This is a genomic window from Microcoleus sp. FACHB-672 (genome assembly GCF_014695725.1).
Taxonomy (GTDB): domain Bacteria; phylum Cyanobacteriota; class Cyanobacteriia; order Cyanobacteriales; family Oscillatoriaceae; genus FACHB-68.
In genome coordinates, this window is sequence record NZ_JACJOU010000021.1 from 114,075 (window position 1) to 137,246 (window position 23,172).

19 protein-coding genes are annotated in these 23,172 nt (G+C 47.0%); 12 read left to right on the plus strand and 7 right to left on the minus strand.

All coding sequences use genetic code 11. The features are described from left to right. Nucleotides 1–102: 102 nt before the first annotated feature. Together H6F56_RS17405 and H6F56_RS17410 are read right to left on the minus strand one after the other, a co-directional pair. Entirely contained in the window at nucleotides 103–1,602 is a 1,500-nt protein-coding gene (locus H6F56_RS17405; RefSeq protein ID WP_190670684.1) for an NADH-quinone oxidoreductase subunit M, read from the minus strand. Between the two features lie 769 nt (nucleotides 1,603–2,371). Then, nucleotides 2,372–4,207 (minus strand): NAD(P)H-quinone oxidoreductase subunit F, encoded by a 1,836-nt coding sequence (locus H6F56_RS17410; protein WP_190670686.1) that lies wholly within the window; start codon nucleotides 4,205–4,207, stop codon nucleotides 2,372–2,374. An 830-nt stretch (nucleotides 4,208–5,037) separates the two neighbouring features. On the opposite strand from H6F56_RS17410, the gene H6F56_RS17415 reads away from it, so the two are divergent. The 7 genes from H6F56_RS17415 (at nucleotide 5,038) to H6F56_RS17445 (ending at nucleotide 11,429) form a co-directional block, all read left to right on the plus strand. Then, nucleotides 5,038–5,349 carry a carbon dioxide-concentrating mechanism protein CcmK gene (locus H6F56_RS17415; protein WP_190670687.1) on the plus strand — a complete coding sequence of 104 codons (312 nt, stop codon included), beginning with the start codon at nucleotides 5,038–5,040 and terminating at the stop codon, nucleotides 5,347–5,349. Nucleotides 5,350–5,602: 253 nt separating this feature from the next. Continuing rightward, nucleotides 5,603–5,944 carry a carbon dioxide-concentrating mechanism protein CcmK gene (locus tag H6F56_RS17420; protein ID WP_147689270.1) on the plus strand — a complete coding sequence of 114 codons (342 nt, stop codon included), beginning with the start codon at nucleotides 5,603–5,605 and terminating at the stop codon, nucleotides 5,942–5,944. 6 nt (nucleotides 5,945–5,950) lie between these two features. After that, nucleotides 5,951–6,253: a EutN/CcmL family microcompartment protein gene (locus tag H6F56_RS17425; RefSeq protein ID WP_190670689.1), complete on the plus strand. Its 303-nt coding sequence runs from the start codon at nucleotides 5,951–5,953 to the stop codon at nucleotides 6,251–6,253. A gap of 109 nt (nucleotides 6,254–6,362) precedes the next feature. Beyond that, on the plus strand, nucleotides 6,363–8,024 hold the full coding sequence (locus H6F56_RS17430; protein WP_190670691.1) for a ribulose bisphosphate carboxylase small subunit: 1,662 nt from the start codon (nucleotides 6,363–6,365) through the stop codon (nucleotides 8,022–8,024). A 143-nt stretch (nucleotides 8,025–8,167) separates the two neighbouring features. Next, nucleotides 8,168–8,815 (plus strand): carbon dioxide concentrating mechanism protein, encoded by a 648-nt coding sequence (locus H6F56_RS17435; protein WP_190670694.1) that lies wholly within the window; start codon nucleotides 8,168–8,170, stop codon nucleotides 8,813–8,815. Between the two features lie 554 nt (nucleotides 8,816–9,369). Beyond that, complete coding sequence (locus H6F56_RS17440; RefSeq protein ID WP_190670696.1) at nucleotides 9,370–10,215, plus strand: BMC domain-containing protein; 846 nt, start codon at nucleotides 9,370–9,372, stop codon at nucleotides 10,213–10,215. A 284-nt stretch (nucleotides 10,216–10,499) separates the two neighbouring features. After that, nucleotides 10,500–11,429 carry a LysR family transcriptional regulator gene (locus H6F56_RS17445; RefSeq protein ID WP_190670698.1) on the plus strand — a complete coding sequence of 310 codons (930 nt, stop codon included), beginning with the start codon at nucleotides 10,500–10,502 and terminating at the stop codon, nucleotides 11,427–11,429. A 127-nt stretch (nucleotides 11,430–11,556) separates the two neighbouring features. Here H6F56_RS17445 and H6F56_RS17450 read toward each other — a convergent pair whose 3' ends face one another. Then, on the minus strand, nucleotides 11,557–11,730 hold the full coding sequence (locus H6F56_RS17450; RefSeq protein ID WP_190670700.1) for a hypothetical protein: 174 nt from the start codon (nucleotides 11,728–11,730) through the stop codon (nucleotides 11,557–11,559). A 155-nt stretch (nucleotides 11,731–11,885) separates the two neighbouring features. On the opposite strand from H6F56_RS17450, the gene H6F56_RS17455 reads away from it, so the two are divergent. The 5 genes from H6F56_RS17455 to H6F56_RS17475 all read left to right on the plus strand — a co-directional run bounded on the left by H6F56_RS17455 (nucleotide 11,886) and on the right by H6F56_RS17475 (nucleotide 18,412). Then, on the plus strand, nucleotides 11,886–12,956 hold the full coding sequence (locus tag H6F56_RS17455) for a glycosyltransferase family 4 protein (protein WP_190670703.1): 1,071 nt from the start codon (nucleotides 11,886–11,888) through the stop codon (nucleotides 12,954–12,956). Nucleotides 12,957–13,712: 756 nt separating this feature from the next. Beyond that, nucleotides 13,713–14,783: a zinc-dependent alcohol dehydrogenase gene (locus tag H6F56_RS17460; protein ID WP_190670705.1), complete on the plus strand. Its 1,071-nt coding sequence runs from the start codon at nucleotides 13,713–13,715 to the stop codon at nucleotides 14,781–14,783. Nucleotides 14,784–14,905: 122 nt separating this feature from the next. Further along, nucleotides 14,906–16,192 carry an MFS transporter gene (locus tag H6F56_RS17465; RefSeq protein ID WP_190670707.1) on the plus strand — a complete coding sequence of 429 codons (1,287 nt, stop codon included), beginning with the start codon at nucleotides 14,906–14,908 and terminating at the stop codon, nucleotides 16,190–16,192. 198 nt (nucleotides 16,193–16,390) lie between these two features. Continuing rightward, entirely contained in the window at nucleotides 16,391–16,882 is a 492-nt protein-coding gene (locus H6F56_RS17470; RefSeq protein WP_190670709.1) for a hypothetical protein, read from the plus strand. Nucleotides 16,883–17,002: 120 nt separating this feature from the next. Further along, the gene (locus H6F56_RS17475) at nucleotides 17,003–18,412 is read left to right on the plus strand and encodes a protein kinase domain-containing protein (protein WP_190670711.1); all 1,410 of its coding nucleotides are present in this window, start codon (nucleotides 17,003–17,005) and stop codon (nucleotides 18,410–18,412) included. 250 nt (nucleotides 18,413–18,662) lie between these two features. Here H6F56_RS17475 and H6F56_RS17480 read toward each other — a convergent pair whose 3' ends face one another. The 4 genes from H6F56_RS17480 to H6F56_RS17495 all read right to left on the minus strand — a co-directional run bounded on the left by H6F56_RS17480 (nucleotide 18,663) and on the right by H6F56_RS17495 (nucleotide 23,171). Next, on the minus strand, nucleotides 18,663–19,091 hold the full coding sequence (locus tag H6F56_RS17480; RefSeq protein ID WP_190670712.1) for a hypothetical protein: 429 nt from the start codon (nucleotides 19,089–19,091) through the stop codon (nucleotides 18,663–18,665). A gap of 32 nt (nucleotides 19,092–19,123) precedes the next feature. Continuing rightward, nucleotides 19,124–21,088 carry an FHA domain-containing protein gene (locus H6F56_RS17485; protein WP_190670713.1) on the minus strand — a complete coding sequence of 655 codons (1,965 nt, stop codon included), beginning with the start codon at nucleotides 21,086–21,088 and terminating at the stop codon, nucleotides 19,124–19,126. Nucleotides 21,089–21,132: 44 nt separating this feature from the next. Beyond that, nucleotides 21,133–21,705: an FHA domain-containing protein gene (locus tag H6F56_RS17490; RefSeq protein ID WP_190670714.1), complete on the minus strand. Its 573-nt coding sequence runs from the start codon at nucleotides 21,703–21,705 to the stop codon at nucleotides 21,133–21,135. 143 nt (nucleotides 21,706–21,848) lie between these two features. Further along, on the minus strand, nucleotides 21,849–23,171 hold the full coding sequence (locus H6F56_RS17495; protein ID WP_190670715.1) for a cytochrome P450: 1,323 nt from the start codon (nucleotides 23,169–23,171) through the stop codon (nucleotides 21,849–21,851). Nucleotide 23,172: the final 1 nt, after the last annotated feature.

The window sequence follows — 23,172 nt, forward strand, 5'->3', positions numbered from 1 at the left end:
TATCCTCAAAAGATAAGCAGGGTAAGCAGGGATAGAAAAGTTAAAAGTTAGTTAGAAAAAGGCAAAAGACTTTTTTTCTGCTGTCTTTTACCTTTAGCATTTTTACTTCTGGCTTTCTGGCGTAGCTGATAGCGTTAAGGTTACTGGGGCTTTGTTCAGCATTGCGGTTGTCGTAGCCTCACTCCAGCGCACCATCCAGCTTGGCTGCATTCCCAGGACGACGATGACTACGGTTAAAATGATCGCTGGCGTACGATCCGACCACCGCACTTGAGGTAAGTTGATCACTCGCTGAGACAGCCGGCCAAAAAAGGCGCGGTTGGTTAAAAGCAGGAAGTAAACAGCCGTTAAGCCGGTTCCCACCATCGCTAGCAGCGTTTGCACAGGAAAGACGGGGAAACTGCCGCGAAAAACTATAAATTCCGCAATAAATCCCACCATACCTGGAATGCCGGCGCTAGCCATCACGCCCAACACCATCAAACTGCCAATCATCGGCAAACCACGTTCCGGGTTGAGCAGTCCTTCGATAATCGTCAGATCGCGGCTGCCGGCTTTTTTGTAAACAACTCCAACCAGCAAAAACAGCAGCGCTGAAATCAACCCGTGGCTGATCATCTGGAAAACCGCCCCCAGCACACTCAGGGGTGTAGCGGCAGCACACGCCAAAAGAATGTAGCCCATGTGCCCAATCGACGAGTAGGCTACCATTTTTTTCATATCTGTTTGGGCGATTGCACTGAATGCGCCGTAGAGCACACTCACCACTGCCCAGCTAGCCAACCACGGTGCCCAAGCCGCCCACGCATCGGGAAACAAGCCTAAGCCAAACCGCAGCAGTCCATAAGTCCCTAATTTTAGGAGCACTCCAGCCAGTAGCACTGAAATTGGCGTAGATGCCTCAACGTGAGCGTCTGGCAACCAAGTGTGAAAGGGAACGAGGGGAATTTTAATGCCAAATGCCAGCAAAATTCCGCCCAGCAGCAGCATTTGTGTACCTAAAGGTAAGGCTTGAGCAAGTTGCGAATTGTAAGCAAAGGTTGAAGCGCCGGTGAACCAAACTAATCCTAAAAATGATGCTAAAACCAGAATTCCAGAAATTGCTGTGTAGATGAGAAATTTGATGGCTGCGTAGCCGCGGCGCTGTCCGCCCCAAATGGCAATTAAGAAGTACAGCGGAATCAGTTCCAACTCATAAAATAAGAAAAACAGCAGCAAATCTTGTGCTAAAAATGCGCCGACAACACCGGCATTGAGTAAGAAGAGTAAAGCGTAATAAAATCGAGGCCGCTGCACATCTTCATCACTGCTGTAAATGGCAATACAAGTGAGCAAACCATTTAAAACGATCAGTGGTAAAGACAAACCATCCATACCGAGGTTATAGGTCAAACCTAAGGCTTCAATCCAGGGCATGGACTCGCCAAACTGAAAGCCCGCCGCGCCGGCATCAAACTTGCTGAGCAGAATTAGCGTCCAGATAAACAGCCCGCCGGCAATGACTAAAGCTAGCTGGCGAGATCGAGCCGGCGTTATTGCTGTTGGCCAGAACCCAATGACAGCAGCAGCGAGTATTGGCACCCAAATTAAGGCACTAAGCATTAATAAATCTCCCTCCTTTATTAAAATTTTATAATGATCGGCTCATCAATTGTGAGCGCTCATAACTTATCTTAACCTGCATTTAACTCTATTCTTTTTAATTACCAGGGATTGCAGCGCGGCCAAAACAAAATCATTTATTTTAATCAGTCGTAAAACGTTTTTAGCAACATTTTGAGATAGCCAGACAGTTCTGCTGTTTCACCTGTCAAGGCGAGCAAGAATTTTTCGATTTTCTTATTTTACCAAGTTTTCAATGATAGCTTTAGAGGATTTTCATTGCCGGCTCGCCTTTTAATAGGAGTGATGACAACATTTCCTACTGGATACCCAAGCCGAGCCAGTTTAAACTCACATCCCTTCAGCCTCAGATATGTTTAACAGCAACGGGCAAAAGTTTTTCCCCTAACACAAATTAGGTCGCCGTCAACGATTTACTAGATATATAAAACTATTGTATGTCAAGAGGGTCAATGTCTCAATATCTGTTTCACAAAATTGGAAAAGCAAGTGAGGACAAAAAGCGAAGATGTCTTTGTCTCCAACTTCCTTGACTTTTTGAAAATATCACCAGCTCACAAATATTGTAGAGCCTCAACTCTAGTTCTTGTAGGATTGAAAGTTTAGGGAGGAGCGAGCCAAACCCTTCTTGTTTGGCAAATTTGACCGCTTCATCAAACAATCGGCATAAAAAATAGTCCAGAGACAGAAAGAAGCGAGAACAGTGGAACAAATTTCCGATTCTCGCTTCTCTCAATTTGCCGCTTAGTTATTGCACATAACCCATCATCAGAACCACCAAAACACTGACTCCAATAAGGATGGTCAGTACATAAAATTGTGACTGACCGGAAACATTGTACTTCAAGCTTTCCCCGCTAAAGATAGCGCTTATTCCCACAAGGTTAACGGCTCCATCTACCACATAGCGGTCAACCCAAGCTGTAATCTTTGAAAATCGCTCGACGGCAAAAACGACCGTGAGCCGGTAAAGCCGGTCTACATAAAAATCGTAAGATAACAAGTCTTGTACGAATCTTACAGGTGAGAGAATCGATCTAGACCACGCTCTTTCCAAATAAAGCGAACTGCCCACAATAACGCCGCCTAAGCCGGATAAAATTAGCAGCGCAACAGCGGCTGGGTTCAGGTAAGCCCAGTCTGGCAACAGTGACAAGTGGAGCATCATCAGAGGCGCTAACAGCGTGATCACTATCATAGACACCATTGGTACTGCCATCGGCCAGGGAACTTCGGGTGCGCGGCGAGTCTTAGGCTGGGGCTTGCCTAAAAACACCAGACGAAACACGCGGGTTAAATTAATTGCGGTGAGGAAGTTAACCGACAATACAACGGCCACGACCCAAGGATGGCTGACCCAAAAAACATCAACGCCTTGTCTAAGCGCCCAAAAACCGCCTAAAGGTAGCAGTCCCACTAACCCAGCAGAACCCACGATAAAAGCTGTGGTGGTTGCCGGCATCCGTGACCAAAGCCCACCCATTTCTGTGAGGTTTTGGTTGTTGGTTGTTAGAATCACAGAGCCAATGCTCATGAATAAAAGTGCTTTTGCGATCGCATGGGCAAACAGCAACAGCAGGGCAAAACCCGTCCATTGCAACCCCACTGCGATAAACACCAGCCCTAAGTATGCGCTGGTGGAATGAGATAACGCTCGCTTGATATCAATTTGGGCGATTGCCACCAAACAGGCACCAATGGCTGTCATCGTGCCTAAGACAACCAGTGCTGTTTGGGCTGCCGGCGAGAGTACCAATATGGGCTGTAGTTTAATCAACACATAAGCGCCGCAAGCGACGACGACTGAGTTTCGCAAGATAGAAGCCGGGTTTGGCCCTTCCATCGCTTCATCTAGCCAAAGATGCAAGGGAAATTGAGCGCACTTGCCGATGGGTCCTGCAATTAACGCTAAGCCTAAGAGGTTAGCCGCTGCGGGAGAGAGATGGGCTGTTTCTGCCCACTCATACAGATCGGGAAAGTTCAAGCTTCCCGACATCGTTGCCAGCGCCACAACGCCCATCAGCAACAGGATATCTCCCACCCGCTTGGTCAAAAAAGCATCTCGCGCTGCCGTCACCACCAGCGGCTGGGCGTACCAAAATCCCACCAGTAAATAGGTGGAAAGGGTAAGAATTTCTAGCAGGGCGTAGGTGAGAAATAAAGAGTTACTAATGGCAAGCCCACTCATTGCCGCCTCAAAAAATCCCATGAGGGCAAAAAAGCGAGCCAGCGCCCAGTCTTTCTCCATATAGCCGAGGGCAAAGACTTGCGCTAGCAGACTTAAACCGGTTATCAGTTCCATTGCCCCCACACTGACGCTGGAAATGTCTAGGGCCAAGGATAAATCTAAATCTGCTGTTTGCAGCCAGTGGATTATGATCTCTTGGGGTTCTTGGTTCCATGTTGAGTTGAAGAGTACCCAACCGTGAGCAAAAGCCAAGACGGTCATCAACAGGTTAAAGTAGGCTGCCGGTCGTGGCCCCGTGCGACGGATCGCCCCGATTGACCACGGCAAGGTTAATATCCCGCCAATTAAGCCATAGAAAGGTATCCACCAACTTGTTTGGAGGAAGAAGTCTCTCATCTAAATTTCCTTATGAAATTACCGACTTTATTGAACCTTGCCCGAACTGTGTTGAAACGCTTTCCGTGTTTCCTGAGAGTTCTGCCTAAGTTCAATGAATAATTTTTAACTTTTGTTCTGTCTAGCGTAACCTATCGCTGCCCTGAAAGTTAAGTATTCCGGACAAAAAAATCATAAATAACGCCTCTAATTTTTACTTATACGCGTTAGAGAGATTAAGCGTTTTTACCTATTTAGCTGAGACAACTTGATTTTGCACTCAACTGCAATAGGTGTTTAAACCGGCAAAGGTTGCGCTCACGGTTACAAGCAACGTTTGCCGGTTGAGCTACGCACAAATTGGGGATAAGCGCAACCCTCAATCTTTTGAGGAGCATCCACCAAAGCGTTTCCTCTTAACTCTACCTACGCCCTCAAAGTCTTGTAAAATAAGGATTTTATAATGTTTTTCCAGCCAATAAAGCCCAGGAATCGGCAACCGGCTGGCAATGATGCCCCTGATTTATTGGCGTGTGGGATGGCGCTGATAAAAGTCTCTCTTGTGTAAAAGTAATAAAAAAATTATAAAACTGCTGCAGCCGGCCCATAAACGTGCCATCTTCGATGCAGCCGATCACAACAATGAACGGAAGGTTAAGTTTTTTTAATTTACTTAATTTAAATTAATCATAATGATTTATATTGTCAAGGTAGCCAACGTTCCCTATTCTTAAATTTGGTAAGGCTAAAGTTTTTTCTCATTTAGGAAAAATCAGCATTTCCGTCAAAATTTTATGGGATCTTAATTGGGTATACCCAGTTAATTACGCTCGGACTACAGGAGATAAAGGATGTCAATCGCAGTTGGAATGATTGAAACCAAAGGCTTTCCGGCTGTCGTGGAAGCTGCAGATGCGATGGTCAAAGCCGCTCGCGTCACCCTCGTGGGTTATGAAAAAATCGGCAGTGCTCGCTGTACCGTTATTGTCCGGGGGGATGTCTCAGAGGTGCAAGCCTCTGTCGCCGCTGGGGTTGAATCAGTAAAGCGGGTCAATGGGGGAGAAGTCTTGTCCACCCACATCATCGCCCGTCCGCATGAGAACCTAGAGTACGTTCTGCCCATTCGTTACACCGAAGCAGTTGAACAGTTCCGAAGCTACTAACACTCCTTTTGGGAGAAAACTTTGACCCCTTCGCAAAAGACAGAGACAGGGGGAAAATGTAATTTAGTGAGTTTTACCTGTCCAGTGGCAATCGCGTCATCCGATAGGTTTTAGTTGGCCACAACCTCCACTAATCGTTGATTTAAACGCTTTCAAAAAGAACTTGGCAGTTGTTGCCCAGTTTTGCCACGTAAAAACCAGGGAATTTCTCGGAAAAGTCCTTTCCGCAAAACTTAATTTAGGAGTAGAACAAATGTCAATTGCAGTTGGAATGGTAGAAACACTCGGCTTTCCGGCAGTCGTAGAAGCAGCCGATGCAATGGTTAAAGCCGCCCGCGTCACCCTTGTGGGCTATGAAAAAATCGGCAGCGGTCGTGTAACGGTCATTGTGCGCGGAGATGTCTCTGAAGTACAAGCCTCTGTTTCTGCCGGCGTAGAAAATGTCAAGCGCGTGAATGGCGGACAAGTCTTGTCTACGCACATCATCGCCCGTCCTCACGAGAACCTAGAGTACGTTCTGCCTATTCGTTACACCGAAGCCGTTGAACAGTTTCGTGAAAGCCTGGGTGGCATTCGCTCGATTGGCAGACCGTAAAAACTAATGCAAATGGCCAAAGTTCGGGGCACGATCGTCAGCACCCAAAAGGAACCAAGTCTTAGAGGCTCTAAACTGCTTCTGTTGCAACTCCTAGATGAGGAGGGACGCCCTTTGCCCGGATATGAGGTGGCAGCGGATACGGTCGGGGCCGGCGTTGATGAGTGGGTTCTTGTCACCCGGGGCAGTGCCGCCCGCCAAGTTCCAGGGAATGAAAATCGGCCCCTCGATGCTTTGGTTGTGGCGATTATCGATACCGTAAGTGTGGACAATCGCCTGCTTTACAGCAAGAAAGACCAATATCGATAACTGTCAATTGTCAGAGTTCCGTGGTTAGCGGTGATTCCTCAAAAGCCAAGGAAAACTGACATCTGGCGACTGAACCCTGACAAAAAGCTTTTTAAGGAGGAACTTATTTATGCCAGCCCGCAATCAAGCGGCGCCCCCAACCCCTTGGTCAAAGAATTTGGCAAAACCCAGCATTCATGAAACCGCCTTCGTGCATCCTTTCTCCAACATCATTGGAGATGTAAGCATCGGCGAGAATGTCATGGTTGCGCCAGGAACTTATATCCGGGCCGATGAAGGCAGCCCTTTCCATATCGGTGAAGGCACGAATGTTCAAGATGGGGTGGTGATTCACGGACTTGAGCAAGGCCGCGTGATAGGGGATGACCAAAAAAGCTATTCAGTCTGGATCGGCAGCAATGCTTCAATTACCCACTTATCACTGATTCACGGGCCGGCTTATGTCGGCGATGAGTGCTTTATTGGCTTTCGTTCCACCGTATTTAATGCTCGCGTAGGTAAAGGTTGCATCGTGATGATGCACGCATTGATCCAAGATGTGGAGATTCCCCCAGGAAAATACGTTCCTTCGGGGGCTGTGATTACCAACCAGCAGCAAGCCGACCGACTGCCAGACGTTCAAGAAGACGATCTGCATTTTTCTCGCCATGTGGTGGGAATTAATGATGCACTGCGAATTGGGTATCACTGCGCTCAGGATGCTGGCTGTATTACCATCGTCCGTGATGAGAAAGGAACATCTAATACAACAAAATCTAATAATGGTAATGGCTCAAGAGGTCGTTCGATGCAGAGTAAGAGTTTGAGTGCCGAGGTCGTTGAACAGGTACGCCAAATATTGGCACAAGGTTACAAGATTGGCATGGAACACGCCGATGAGCGCCGGTTCCAAACCAGTTCTTGGAAAAGTTGTACGCCAATTCAGTCGGGTCGTGAAGCAGACGTGTTTGCTGAACTGGAAGGCTGCTTAGCCGAACATCAAGGCGAGTACGTGCGCCTGATCGGGATTGACACCAAAGCTAAGCGTCGGGTACAGGAGATCATTGTTCAGCGGCCCCATGATAAGGCATCCAACCGCTCGACAACAGCTGCACCGGCATCCCTAGGACGTAACCGCAGTGGCGGGTCTGCATCGGGCAGTGGTGCAAACCTCGATAGCGATTTGAACGCTCAAATCCGGCAGCTTTTGGGTCAAGGATACCGGGTTGGGGCAGAATATGCCGATGAGCGCCGGTTCCAAACCAGTTCTTGGAAGAGCTGCGGGCCGATTGAATCGAATCGCGAAGCCGATGTGGTGGCTGCTCTAGAAGGTTGCATCGCTGAACATCAAGGCGAGTACGTGCGCTTAATTGGCATTGACCCCAAAGCCAAGCGCCGCGTGCTGGAGACGATTATCCAGCGGCCTAATGGCAGAGTGTCTAAGTCTTCTGCCCCCGCCTCTGCACAGGTCTCTCGTTCAAGCTATTCGAGTGCATCCGTCAGCAGTTCCAGCATTGCCAGCGAGACGATCGAGCAGGTGCGCCAACTGATGAGTCAAGGATACAAGATTGGCACGGAACACGCCGATGAGCGCCGGTTCCAAACCAGTTCTTGGAAGAGCTGTAGCCCGATAGAAGGGACTCGTGAAGCCGATGTGGTGGCTGCCCTAGAAGCTTGCATCGCTGAACATCAAGGAGAATACGTGCGCCTGATTGGCATTGACCCCAAAGCCAAGCGCCGCGTGCTGGAAACCATTATCCAGCGGCCTAATGCTACGGCTTCGCGTCGCTAAAGGCTTTTAAAGGAATTGCCAGCGCTCAGGGGAGTGTGGTGAGTTGTTAATAGAGAACTGCACTGTTCCCAAGAATTAATCGCTAACCCCTGACTTCTGAGTGCTGGTAACTGACTTTGGATGAAAAAGAGGTTCCTATTTCCATGTATTTGCCGCTACTGCGACCGATAGGCAGCGCTGACTTTTTTGTTAGTGGCGATGTGGTCATTGATGAGTGTGCGGCGATCGCGCCGGGGGTGATTCTGCAAGCAGATGCCGGCTGTCGGATGACTATCGCTGCCGGTGCGTGCGTCGGTATGGGCGCGATTCTCCACGCACACAAAGGAAACTTGGAGGTAGCGGCGGGCGCGATCATTGGGGCGGGGGTGCTGGTCGTAGGCACTAGCAAAATTGGAGCCAATGCCTGCATCGGTGCGTGTTCCACGATTTTGTCGAGCGACATTGAACAAGAGCAAGTGGTGCCGGCTGGTTCGGTGTTTGGAGACAGCAGCCGTCACAAGGTGGTAACTCCAGAAACCCCAACTGATACTCCTGTAGCCGGCCCAAAGGACTCGGTTGAACAGTCAAATCCTGATGTCAGCGAGACTCCCGCAAATACACCTGAAAGCACCGATCCGACTCCTGACGCCGATGCTTCTGACACGACCGAGGCAGCAGCAGAAGTCCCCGCACAGCCTCAGACACCAACCCACGGCCAACGTCAATTAAATCGGCTGATGCTGACTTTATTTCCTCACGGCCAATCCTTAAATCGCAACGTGCAAAACGGGCCGTCTACCGATGGAACCTAGTCAAGCCATTGCCGGCATTTCCTGCTCACTGTAGCATCAGGGACAGGTGAGAAGGATAACGAGGAACGGAAAAATTTCACTTGAAGTTGAAACCCCTTCTCTCTTCTGTATGGGCGTCCGCGCGTCCCCTCTGCTTGGCATAGCAGCGCCCCTACTTCTCAACACCTGATAGAGCAGTTGCTCAGTCCGGTTTTATAGATTATGGTTTAACTAACTGCCAAAACTTAATAATAACCTATCAAAACTTTGATTTTATGGAACCCCGGTACTTCGGAAGGTGCCGGCAAAAGGCTTATCGGGCAAAAGATTGTTGCTTGCCAACACCGGGAAATCCTCCTAAAATAAATGCGTGTGACGCACCACTCGTGGCCGATCTCTCCACAAAACGGCAACTTGAAGTTTTGCTTGAGACTTGCCAGAATTCATTTCGAGGGAATCGGTTGCCAAAAACTATTCCCCAGTGAGGGTGTGATGTTGCCCCAGAAAAGTCAAAATAGATTGGCTTTTAGAAAAGATTTTGATAGGCCCATATAATTTTTATCGAAATCTACAACATGAGGGAATTACAAAAACAACTGCCGGCTCCCCTCGAACAAACGAGGGAATTAGACCCGCTTCGGGAAAGTGCCCTAGGCTTAGTCTCGACGCGGAGTTTTCCAGCCATTGTTGGCACTGCCGACATGATGGTGAAGTCTGCCGGCGTGACTTTAGTAGGGTACGAAAAAATTGGCAGCGGTTATTGCACAGCCATCGTGCGGGGCAAAATTGCCGATGTCAGAATCGCTGTGGAAGCAGGGGCAGACACGGCTGAACAGTTTGGCCAGTTAATATCAAAGGTGGTACTCGCCCGACCCTTGCCTAACCTTGACGCGATTTTACCTATCGGCACTCGTTGGAATGAGATGGTTCAAGGCAATAGTTACAGTCGCTTGAGCAATCTGGCAATCGGTCTTTTGGAAACGCGGGGGTTTCCGGCAATGGTGGGCGCGGCTGATGCCATGCTCAAGTCAGCCGACGTACAACTGGCTGCTTATGAAACGATTGGGGATGGCCTGTGTACGGTGATTATCCGGGGTTCCGTGGCGGACGTCGCCGTGGCAGTTGAGGCCGGTATGTATGAGGCTGAGCGGATAGGGGACTTTAACTCGCTAATGGTCATTCCCCGGCCTTTGGAGGATTTGGAGAAAACGCTGCCGGTGGCGAGTTGCTGGATCGAGCAGCACAAACCTCTCTTAATGCCAATTAATGTTAAGGAGAAAGAGAAGCAGGCAGAAAAAGAACTGGTAGAGTTACCAGATTTAGCAAAGTTGCCGGCTTCTAATGACGCTGAGAAGGAACTTGTGGAACTTCCTGAGTTGAAGGAGTTACCCAAACAGAAAGAACAACAGGCAGACCCATAAGATTGGCCGATTTTAGTGATGAGATGAAAAAGTGTAGCACCGGCTGACTTGGTAAGGCCGCGAGGATTATCCGTGGTTGGTTCCTACAGAAAACCCACTTCAGGATAGGAGTCTAAAGAAAGCTCTGCTCCTAAATCCTCACACACCAGTGCAACACCCATTGGAAGAGGAATTACGCTCGTGAGATTAATTTGATAATAACTTGCTAAATTCATAAACAGAAGTAATTGTTTGTAATTAAGATCATAGATAATATTCTATGATTAGGTTCAGGAGTAAGTCCCTTGAAGCAGGCAACGCTTCATCAATTGAAGGTTTTTGAAGCGGCTGCACGGCACGGTAGCTTTACCCGCGCAGCCGAAGAATTGTTTCTCACTCAACCCACAGTCTCGATGCAAGTGAAGCAGCTGACAAAGGCAGTCGGGTTGCCACTGTTTGAGCAGGTGGGGAAGCGGCTCTATCTCACGGATGCCGGTCGCGAACTGCTGGCCACCTGCCGAGAGGTATTTGAGCGGCTCTCTCTATTTGAGATGACGGTCGCAGATATGAAGGGTCTCAAACAGGGCCAACTGCGGCTAGCCGTTGTCACGACCGCTAAATATTTTGTGCCGCGTTTACTAGGCCCATTTTGCCGGCGCTATCCCGGAATTGATATCTCCCTCCAGGTGACCAACCACGAAGGCTTATTAGACCGCCTGAATGACAACCTGGACGAGTTGCAAATTATGAGCCAACCCCCAACCAGCTTTGACGTCAGCTGCCACCCTTTTCTGGAAAATCCTTTAGAGGTGTTGGCACCGCACGATCATCCACTGGCGGGACAAAAAAACATCCCCATAGAACGCCTCACTGGCGAACCCTTTATCATTCGTGAGCCTGGATCGGGAACGCGGGGAGCGGTGCAGAAAATGTTTGACGCACACGGCATTAAACTCAAGATCCGGCTAGAACTGGGCAGCAATGAGGCAATTAAGCAAGCGATTGCCGGCGGCTTAGGAATATCCGTTTTATCTCGCCATGTTTTAGCCCTAGAAGGGGGCACAAGTATGCTGACAATTTTGGATGTCGAAAACTTTCCCATCCGCCAGCAGTGGTATGTCATCTATCCCAAGGGCAAACAGCTCTCGGTTGTTGCACAGGCATTTTTTGATTATCTGCTTGATGAAGGCAAGCGGGTAGCCGAAGAAACTGCCGCGCTCAAATTTAGGGAATAAAACTCAGGCCGGATTTTCAAAGAGTAGGATGTTTAACCAGACAAGTGGGTAAGGTAAAGCCTATTTAATCTGGGCTGCCGGCAAATCAATCAACATCTTAAATTCCTCTCAATCTGAGCAAATGAACTCAGTGGAGTAGCATCCAATTGCCTCCACGGGGTTGCCCATTGGGATATCTCCTGCTCCTTTGTACGGTAATCACGACTTGTGTTGTCAACTGTCTTAATGTTCCTTTACATTTTGTGACGGTTAACCCGACTCGCGCTTCCACCGGCACTCCTGTTAATGTTTTGTCAGACATGAGCTGAGCAACTGTCGTTGCAACTGTAAAAGGCTTAGCTCATCTGCTTTGCTCCATTTAAACGCCTTAACTTTCATCAAGCAGTTGCCCCTATGTCTATATATCTCTACATAGAGATATAGTTTAAGCTCTTTGAAAAAGGACGGGACAAACCTATGAAAATCGCCCAAGTTTCACCATTGTGGGAACGAGTTCCTCCTCCTGCTTACGGCGGCATTGAATTGGTTGTCGGCCACATAACCGATGAACTGGTTCGTCGGGGCCATGAAGTGACTCTCTTTGCCTCTGGTGATTCTGAAACCTTAGCGCGGTTAGAATCTGTTCACCCCCGCGCCTTGCGTTCAGACCCGAATGTGCGAGAATCCGGGATTTATGAAATGCTGCAACTGAGCCGCGTCTACGAACAAGCAGCAGAGTTTAACATTATCCACTCCCACATGGGATGTGCTGCCCTGCCCTTTTGCAATTTGGTGAAAACCCCGACTGTCCACACGCTTCATGGCGTTTTAACACCCGAAAACCGTAAATTATTTAGCTACCACTGGCAGCAACCTTATATCAGCATCAGCGACGCCCAACGAGAACCGGGACTGAACTACATTCGCACCGTTTACAACGGCATCGACCCTGAAGATTATCCCTTCAACCCTCACCCTCAAAACCCTACCTACCTAGCTTTTTTGGGGCGTCTTTCTCCCGAAAAAGGCCCGCAACACGCGATTGCGATTGCCCGCGCCACCGGCTGGCGTTTAAAGATGGCCGGCAAGCTGGATACCGTGGATCGGCAGTTTTATGAACGGGAACTCGCCCCACTGATTGATGGCAAACAAATCGAATATTTAGGTGAAGTCAACCACTCCGAAAAAGTTGAACTCTTAGCCAATGCTGCCGCCACTTTATTTCCGATTAGTTGGCGCGAACCGTTTGGCCTAGTCATGATTGAATCAATGGCCGTTGGTACTCCTGTGCTTGGCATCGGGTTAGGTTCTGTCCCAGAAGTAATTGCTCACGGGACAACCGGCTTCGTTTGCCAAAGCTATGAAGAAATGGCAACTTTGATCCCCGCTGCGTTAGAAATGAACAGACAAACCTGTCGAGATCGTGTAATAAGCGACTTCAGCGTAAGCACAATGGTTGATGGATATGAGGCCACTTACCAACAACTTTTAGAAGGTCACCTATCTACTATCAATGGTCATCTCCTTGATCCCCGTGTGTCTGCTTAGGCGAATCCTCCAGTTCATTTAATGTAAATATTCAAGTTTTAAAACTTGAGATATTCCCAGGGGAGGATTTAGAGACTGGGTCTGAACCCTTACGATTTATATCTACAGGGTTAACAAATTTTTTTAGGAGTAAAGCAGATGAATATGCGAAGCATGACCTGTCCTTGTTGCGGTAGTTACGAAATGCTACGTCACATAAGACATGGTGGTATGTATTGGTTTTGCATGACCTGCCGGCAAGAAATGCCACTCCTAATTTCGAGTTTCCAGCCTCTGCATGAGAGTATCAGGCAACCGTCGCACCTTTCAGCATCTTTAGAAACATAAATTCCTATGACCTTCTTTATTTCCAGTCTAGAGGTTTCCAGCAAGCAAAGGCTTTGAAACCCTGTCTTTTTTCCTTTAAATCTAGAGGTTTCAAGCAAGAAAAGGCTTTGAAACCCTTTTTCTTTTATTTTTTATTAAAAAAAGTTAGTGGAAGAGAAAAGGTAAAAAAAGGAGCCTGTATAATATTTCCTATTTTATTAATTTGTAGAAACACAGTTATAGATAGAAACGTTTAAGGTTTTTAATTATGATAAGAAAATGTAATAAAATATTTATATTTACGAAATTTATAGTATCCATCTACGGCATGATCTAAATTCTAAAAAAAGTTTAATTTCAAATATCCACGTTAGTTTGAACCCTTATCCCTCAAATCGCAACAGTTGCCCTGATACAATCGGGGAAATCGACGGTTAGGGGCAGTTTATCTTGCTAGCAGCGTTACTCTACGGACAAGAAGACTTACGTTTAGAATCAGTCGCCGATCCTTCACCGGCTGCCGGTGAGGTGGTTGTTCAGGTGGCAGCCGCAACAACTTGCGGCACAGACTTGAAAGTTTGGCGGCGTGGTGGCCATGCGAAAATGCTGAAACCACCTACATTATTTGGCCATGAAGCTGCCGGCGAAATTGTCGCCCTCGGAGAAGGCGTCACCGGCTGGCGTGTGGGAGATCGCGTGGTTGCGAACAACTCCGCACCCTGCTACAAGTGTTTCTTTTGCAGCCGGCAAGAATATTCGCTTTGCCCAAATTTGACCTGGAATAACGGCACCTTTGCCGAGTACCTGAAGATTCCTGCGCCAATTGTGGAGCATAATATGCTACCAGTGCCTGAAGGTTTACCAGACGCTTTGGCGTCGATGACAGAACCATTAGCGTGTGTACTTCATGGTGTGGCGAGATCGAACGTTAAAGCCGGTGATCGCGTTGTGGTGCTCGGAGATGGCGCAATTGGATTAATGTTTGTGGCAGTCTTAGCCAATCGGGATGCACAGGTAATATTATTTGGTGGCAACGACAATCGGCTAGAGATTGGTAAAAAATTGGGCGCATCTGAGGCGTTTAATTATCATCAATTACCCCATTTGCAGCAACAGGAAGATGTGGTGGAGAGTCAGGCGACCAATATTCCCGAACTCGTGCGACAGATGACGGAAGGATGGGGTGCGGATGTCGTGATCGAAGCCACTGGAGTGCCGGCAGCGTGGGAAACAGCAATTGCGTGTGCTCGTGCCGGTGCCACTGTAAACTTATTTGGCGGTTGTCCGCGTGACACCACCATCACGGTGAATACAGAACAATTGCATTACAGCGAACTCACCCTCAAAGGAGTTTTTCACAACACACCGGCTTATGTTCGGGAAGCCTTATCACTTTTAGCGAGTCGCACGATTCCGTTTGAATTACTGATTAGCGAACACCGGCCTTTGAAAGATTTAGAGCGAGTGTTCCATGAAATGCGTGATCGGCAAGTCATTAAAGTCGCCATTAAACCCGGATAAAAATAAGTGAGACATGGGAACTGATCAGAGTCATGGGGTGAAAATTTCACCTCATCTCTTCTGTTCCTTCTCCTCACAAATGTTTAAATCAAATTCATTCAGCTTCCACCCAGCTCAATCTAATGGAATCAAAAAAAGTTAATTATCGCAATCCTTGGACTTTCATTCCCAGTCTTTATTTTATTCAAGGTCTTCCTAACGTTATCATCACTGGCGTTTTGGATATCATTTATAAAAGTCTGGGAATTCCCAACGCCCAAATTACCGCTTTCACAAGTTTACTGAATTTCCCTTGGGTACTTAAACCCTTATGGGCACCTTTTGTCGATATTTACTCAACCAAAAGAAAGTGGGTACTTTACACGCAGTTAGCCATGATTGGCTGCTTAATTTTGGCAGCCTTCTCGTTCACTCTACCGAATTTCTTTTTTCTCTCACTGCTAGCCTTTAGTGTCGCTGCATTTATCTCTGCGACTTATGACATTGCAGCAGATGGATATTATATGTTGGCATTAAGTCCAGAACAGCAAGCGCTGTTTGCCGGCATTCGCAACGTTGCATTTCGAGTCGCTTTAATTTTTGGCACTGGATTTTTAGTCGCCTTTGCCGGTCAGCTTGGCGGAACACTGGGTAATATTCCTTTAAGCTGGAGCATAACTTTAGGTCTGTCAGCTTTAATCTTTGGAGCTAGTTTTATTTATCACCAGATAATTTTACCGTTCCCTGATAGTGATTTATCCAACGCAGGAAACAGAGAAAGCCAAGAGACAGCCCCTTTTTTAGAAGTTATCGCTTCGTACTTCCGCCAACCTAAAATTTGGGCAACATTGGCGTTTATTTTATTGTATCGTTTTGCGGAAGTCATGCTGGGCAAAGTTGGAAAACTATTTTTGTTAGATTATCTCCAACAAAGTGGTTTAGATATAGCATCCGCGACGAAAGAGGTGGGGATAATCTATGGCACGTTTGGAGTAACTTCGCTCATCATCGGAGGCGTTTTAGGAGGATTGATCGTTTCGAGATATGGCTTAAAAAAGACCATTTGGCCGCTCGCTTTAGCCTTAAATGTCCCCGATGTATTTTATGTTTACATCGCTTCTCGTCAGCTTCCAGTCCAGTGGCTTTATCCCCTTATTTCAATCGAACAGTTCGGATATGGATTAGGCTTCACCGCTTTCATGATTTATTTAATGTACACCTCGAAGGGTAAATATAAAACTTCTCATTATGCCATCTCAACCGGCTTCATGGCTTTGGGGAAAATGGTGGCTGAATTTATCAGCGGCCCGATTCAGCAAGGAGTTGGCTATTATAACTTTTTCATTATTGTCTGCATTCTAACAATTCCCGGAATGATAACAATTTTGTTCCTTCCTTTAAATGAAGTGGAACAGAATCAAAAAGCTTGAAAGTCTCGGAAAGCTGTTTTTTCTGAAAATCAACATAAGCAATATTAATTCTAGCAGTTGTTGCTTAAATACAGAGCCATCTAAACCAACTTCCAAAGTGTAACCTAAAAAAATACTCCAAAAATTGTTACAACTTAAATTGATGGGAGTTGGTTGTCATTAAATTTGAGAAATTGAACCACTGAAGAGGGTGCATCTATGACACAAAATAATAACGATTTACCTTGGAAGTTTGGGACAAAGGTTGGTTATTTTCCGATTTTCTATGAGGGGGCATTAGTCGGATTTGGCAGGCGGGAATATGTGGCAAAAATTGTTCAAGTCATGAATAATGAAGAAAAGCTACGCAAAGCCCTAGAACTCGCTTGTGCTGAGTTGCTCAAGCAGTCTGGCGGGGACAAAAGAAAACTTGATGAGCTGATCCACAAATACTTACTCATGGCTGATCGCCCCAAATATGGAAGTAGGGCCATCGCTGTGATGCTGCGGGATCGGCAAGCCGAACTGAATGTTGGCGACCAAGAATTTGCTCGGTTCTGCGATTCTTATCGATTATCCCCTCAAGAATTGCAAGAAATTTATGCCGGCGAAGAAGTTATTAACAGTCAATTAATATCATTAGCGCGAATTCTGGGCGCAACAGTTGAGGAGTTGGTTGAGGTCAGAGATGGCCCTGCCAAACGGCAATAGTAACTTGCCGAAAGAAAATGCGCGATCTTCACCTGAAACACCAATGTGTCTTGTCTTCTTCAAACACTCGCTAGAATTGATTTAGATACGTGGGGTGATCAGCACAGGGTAAGGAGCTTTATGAGTGTGATTACTTGCAGCAACGGCCATCAAAATCCGGCTACGTCACGTTTTTGCGAAAACTGCGGTGAATCTTTGCAGGGACAGAATGCCGGCATAGCAAGCGCTGGAGATTTAATGCCGGGAATGCGGTTGCGGGACAGGTACTTGATAAAAAATCCTATCGGTCAAGGGGGATTTGGTAAAACTTATTTAGCCGAAGATACGGGGCGTTTTAATGAACCTGTTGTGCTTAAAGAACTTACGCCTTCTTTGCAAGGAACGTATGCTGTTCAGAAAGCAGAGGAACTATTTCAGCGGGAAGCAGCAATGCTGCACAAACTTCAGCATCCCCAAATTCCTCGTTTTTGGGAATTTTTTCGTGAGGGAAAACGGCTGTTTTTAGTGCAAGATTTTATTGAAGGAGAAACTTATCAATCGCTGTTGGATAACCGGCAACAGCGAGGTCAAGGTTTTACCGAAGCAGAAATTGTTGAATTATTACAGCAATTGCTGCCGGTTTTAAGTTATTTACACCGGCAGGGAATTATTCACCGAGATATTGCCCCAGATAATATTATTCGCCGCGAACGAGATGGGATGCCGGTGTTAATTGATTTAGGCGGTGTTAAGCAAATTGCCAATGAGGTTGCCGGTTCACAAGCTTCTGCGAGTGCGACACGTTTGGGTAAAATTGGTTACGCCCCAGATGAGCAAATGCAAGCCGGTATTGTTGCACCTCACAGTGATTTGTATGCTTTAGCTATGACTGCAATTGTATTAATGACCGGCAAACAGCCGCAAGACTTGATCGATTCCCATACAATGAATTGGATTTGGGAGAAGCACCTAAAAACAATCAGCCCTCAACTGAAGGGGATTCTGAAACGAATGTTAGCTTCTCAGCCGGTTGATCGGTTTCAATATGCGGAAGAAATCCAGCAATTACTGAATAATTATTTTAATTTGCCGGCAACTCAAGTCACCCAATCTGTTGCGCCAAACCGTCTACCTACTCATCCGCCTAATTCTAAGCCGGTTGTGTCTAATAATTCTGGGCAAGGTGGGCTATTTGACAATTCTATAGAAGTGCCACAGGAAATTCTCGGCTGGAACTGGGGGGCTTTTTTGCTGCCAGGTTTCTGGTTTATTACCAATCAAGTTTGGATTGGTGCATTAGCTTGGCTAGATGTCTCAATTATTACCTTCGGTTTAGCTTTGCCAACAATGGCAATTATTTTAGGATTGAAAGGCAATGAATGGGCATGGAAAAGCCGCCGGTGGCATAGTATTGCTGTTTTTAAAGCCCATCAAAGAGCTTGGGCAATTGCCGGCTTTATTTTCTGGGTAATTATGTTATTGATCCTTTTGGTGGTGATTGTCTGTCTTGTTTTAGGCATTGGATTCGCTGCTTTCAATTGGAAGGGTTAGATTCTTGCTTAGTTTTTAATGAAAACAGCAATTTTTTTCCATTAGAATTTTATTCTTTTAACCTCAGATGCACGCATATAAGCGTAGATAAGGACAGGTTATTTGCATAGTTTAATGCGTTTGATAATGGGATTTTTTTATCTAGCAACAAGTTAGTTATTAACTATTATTCATCAGTATATATTCGCCAGTCACAAGAAAATTTATAATAAAAAATCCTTATATCTTACTGCCAATCTAAGCAAAACTCTTACAACCACTGACCGCCTTTAAAACGCGAACGCACAAACAAAATCCGCATTAAGGATTGAGAAGCGATATAAATTCCTAACCACACAAGGCTATAATGAAGTACAAATAAAGGTAATTCAAATTGCCCTTTTGGCACACCGGGCAGACCAATTGCTATTGCTAAAATCGCTACAAAAATCCCTTCCCAAATGCCTGCGAGCAGTTGAAACACTCCGGGCCAGTCGTAATCCCAGCGAAATTTTTGTAGGTAGTTATAAAGGACATCCCAACCGTGGCCAAAAAATGCCAAATATCCCAGTATCCAAAAATAAATTGTGCCCGGTTTATTGCCAATCATGCCCAGAAAAAAGGGAAGAGTTAGCAACACGCCTACGGTAGCGAAGAGTAATAACCGGCTTTGCCACCGGCCTAGTAAAGTTGGAGTCATGTTGATTTAAGTTTGAGAGAGAAGTTTTTTGATTAAGGCGATTGATTTGCCACCCATTTTAACCACTGCCTTAAAGAAGTGAGAACATTGAGCCGGCTGATTCCAATCGCACGCGCTGCCGCTAAACTATCAACCGTGCGAAGTGCCGCATATTGTAAGCCTAAAAAGCTATCAACCGGCGCATAAGGGCCGCCCAATGTAATCGCACCGGCGGCGTACATTCGACCCCGATCTGCCCGCATTTCCACCAATTCAAAATCATTGGCAACACTCATGCGTCCCAAATGATTGAGTGGGAGATTGTAACAGTTAACCAAGTCATTTAGTAAAGGATTTGCTGTTACATGGGCATCAAGGCCGGTGGCATCAATAATAAAGTTAGCCTCTAGTTTTACTTGTCCCTTAAATCCTTTCTCCTGAATATAAGTAATAATGCCATCCTGTTCACGTTCAACGCGTTCAACTTCACCAAACGCAATCTGATACCAGCCCTGATTTAACCCTTCTTGAACAATGCGTTTCCAATCGCCGCGATCTGCCGTTGTGCTGCCGCCCCAGTCTGCTAGTAAACGCTTTCGCTGTTCTGGAGTTGCCTGTTCTAGTATTGCCCGCATTTCTCCACCCCAACCGGCTTTCGGCCAGTTAAATGGTTGAAATTCATAGTGATTGGCAACTTGACGCTGAGCACTGCCAAATTTGTTACCTTGAGGCTTAGGAGATCGCATCAAATGTAACAGGGAAATATTCGGATTTCGCTGCCGCGCTTCATAAATTCGCTGCACAATTCGAGAGGCTACAATACCTCGTCCACGAATTAATACAGTGCCACCTTTTTGCTCTAAATATTCATAAACGTGCTTATGATCTTCATAGGCATTCACGACTGATTTAAAATCGCCAGTTTTTTCGCGGTAATCTTGCAAATCGGGGAGAAATTGAATCGCCGGATAGCCGGTGGCGATTTGCACATATTTGGTTAGCAGAAACGCCCGATCTCGCCGGCTGGCATCTCCCCGCGAATAAGCGATGGCATAGCGTCCATCATCGGTTTTGCGAATTGCCCGAATGCGCCCGTAGCGAAAGATGCCATCCCAACCAATCCGCGTGGCTTCTCGATCAATGGAATTAAATACATTGCCGGCGCGAGGTGTGTAAGTTTCAGCAAAGGTTGGTTCTGCAAAGACTTGCCACAAATATTTAAAAGATGCCCCAATTTGCCCTTTAAAAAAGTCGCCCCAAGCTTCGCGCAAGGCATAACTCGGCCAACCCCATATATTATCGGGACAGGAATCTGAATTGGAACGCAACCGTTCGTGTAAAGGAATTTGGGAATTGAGGCAAAGCCGGCGATAACGGGCGTAAGGTTCTTTCTCCATGCCTAAAGCAGCTATTTGCCCAGGTTTAACCCCAAAAATCCGCAACAAATCAACCCAGATAAAACTACCCAAGCCGGCACCAATCGCCGCATAATCGATTTCATCCACCGGCAACCCTGTTGCGTGCAAATCTTGCACCGGCACGATTTGAGAATCTACAAATGCTTGGGGTGGAAAGCCGCTAGCAATCACCGGCGGCTGTGGTGGTTGGGTCGGATCAGGCAGATCCGTATGGGGATTAAATAAAATTGGCGAATTACTTGCCTGTGTTGGGGCAGCGGCAGAACCGGCAAAGGAGACATTAATCTGGTAAGGGCCAACTTGCAGCGTATCGCCATTCGCCAAGGCGCAGCGCTTTTGAAGCGTCCCGTTGACAAACGTTCCATTACGGCTACCTTGATCAACAACGACTAACCCTCCCGACTCCATATCAATTAAGGCATGGAAGCGAGAAACTTGATCGCTATTAAGCACCAAACGGGAAATGCGAGTGCCGGCAATTTCCCCAGGCATTTGAGAAAATTCTCGTCCTAGGGCAATAGGCAAACCTAGCACTGGTTCCCGCCGTTCCCCAGTCGCCGGATCGTCCCATCTTAATCGTATTTGTATAGGTGTTACCATCTTAGGATTTTAGATATTAGATGTTTTGGGAATGGGGCATTCCCCTAAGTACCAGGAGGCATCACAACACTAACTGCTGCTGCCAGGGAAGTGCCGCACCAAGGACAGCCCAAATCTAGCCGTTCGTAGGGGGAAATGCGGTTGCAACAGGGACACTCCAAACCGTAATTAGCATTTGGGGGGACAGTTGGGGAAATCGCTGGTTTAACCGGCTTTCCGGGGGAGGGAAATGCTGGAATCGCTGCCAGTGGAGATGCGATAACTGTCGGCGCAACCCCGGAAGTTGCCACAGATACTGCAACAACATTGAGTTCCACTTCTCCTAAGAGAATTCTGCTGTCTGGGTGGAGAGGTAGTTCTCCCACACTCAGGCGGTGTCCATCAACAGCAGGTGGATTTGTATCGCGAAGGTTCCGCAATGAAAAGTTATTCTGCTGCCGGTTAAAAAAGATTTCGATGTGCAGCCCTGATACGGTTGGATGCGTCAATACGATATCACACCGGCTCGGATCTCGACCGATGCGGACGGTTCCCGGATGTTTGCTGGGTTGTTGGTCTTGGATGGTTTGGGATCTGGGCTGACCGGCTTCTGACCACTCTAAAATTAGTTGATTCATCTCTCCTCCGCAGCGCTCTTTTCTGTTGTAGCATCCCGCTGGAATCAACTATTAATATTATTCAACTTTATAAGCCGGTCTTTAATATCTTGACATTGAGGATTGTTACATCTAATCAGACTTGTTTTAAGCTAACGCCCATCTCATTCGGATTGTAGCCTTTGAAATCGCACGCGCAAGCCATCTTTAGGCCGGCGCGTGGGAACCTCAACGGTTTCTAAACTTTGATCGGGTAACAACTCCCATTGATAGTGTCGTAATAATTGCGCCGCAACGATCTTCATTTCCATCTTGGCAAAGGCGATGCCAATACAAACTCTTGGCCCACCACCAAACCCGACTAAACTAAAGGGTTGTTTTTTATGTTCTTGCCGGCTGGGACTGAAACGATCTGGGTCAAATCGGTTGGGTTCGGGGTAAATTTCTGGCAGCTTGTGAGTCATTTTGATCGAGTACAGTGCCAGCCACCCAGCCGGCACATAATAACCATTAAACTCAAACGGTTTCACCACGCCGCGAAACCCACCTCCAACCGGCGGATGCAAGCGTTCCACCTCCAGCAGAATTTGCTCTAAATAGGGCATTTGCCCCAATTGTTCTAAATTTAGCGGCCCTTTTTCTGCTAGGGTTTGCTGTTCTGTTCTGGCGCGTTCTAATATTTCAGGATGCCGGCCTAACTCCAGACACATCCAAGTCAGCATCGACGTGGTGGTTTCATGGCCGGCAAACAGCATCAGCATTGCTTGGGCGGTGAGTTCTTTGAGGCTGAGGCTGTTGCCTTCCTCATCACGAGCTTGTAATAACAAGCTAAGTACATCGTTCTTTGGGTTTTGCTGGCGTTGCCGCACAACCCCGCTGATATGTTGCAATAGCTGGTTTCGGGCGGCAACCGATTTACCAAACTGCGTCACCGGCAAGCGCACCGGAAATAGGGAAAATAAACCCATTGTCAGGGTAGAAAATAGCTGGCTGAGTCTAGCGACTTCAGGGCCGGCACTTGCACCCAGCAGCAACTCACTGGCAATGTCAAAGGTTAGCTGTTTAAATTCTTCAAACCAGCGGAACTCTTCTTGCTGTTCCCATTGCTGAAGATAGCGCTGCGTAATAGATTCCATTGTGGCGAGATAGCTAGTCAGCGCTGGGCCATGTAATGCCGGCATCATCAGCCGCCGGTTGCGCCGGTGTTCTTCGCCATCTTGAACAAACAGCGACTCTCCCAACAAAATTTTAAATGTTTCAGGCCAACCCTCTCGCCAGGAAAAATGCTCGGCATGACTGGCTAAGAGAAATTCATTCGCTTCTGGGCCAATCATAAATACAGCCGGTTTGCCTAACAACCGAGTTTTAAAAATTGGCCCATACTGGGCGTAGCGATTCTTAAGATAATCCCGGTCAAAAAGAAATTGCAGAGTTTGACCGATTCCAGGCAAACCCATCTTGCCCGGAGGAAGCCGATTGCGGTGCATA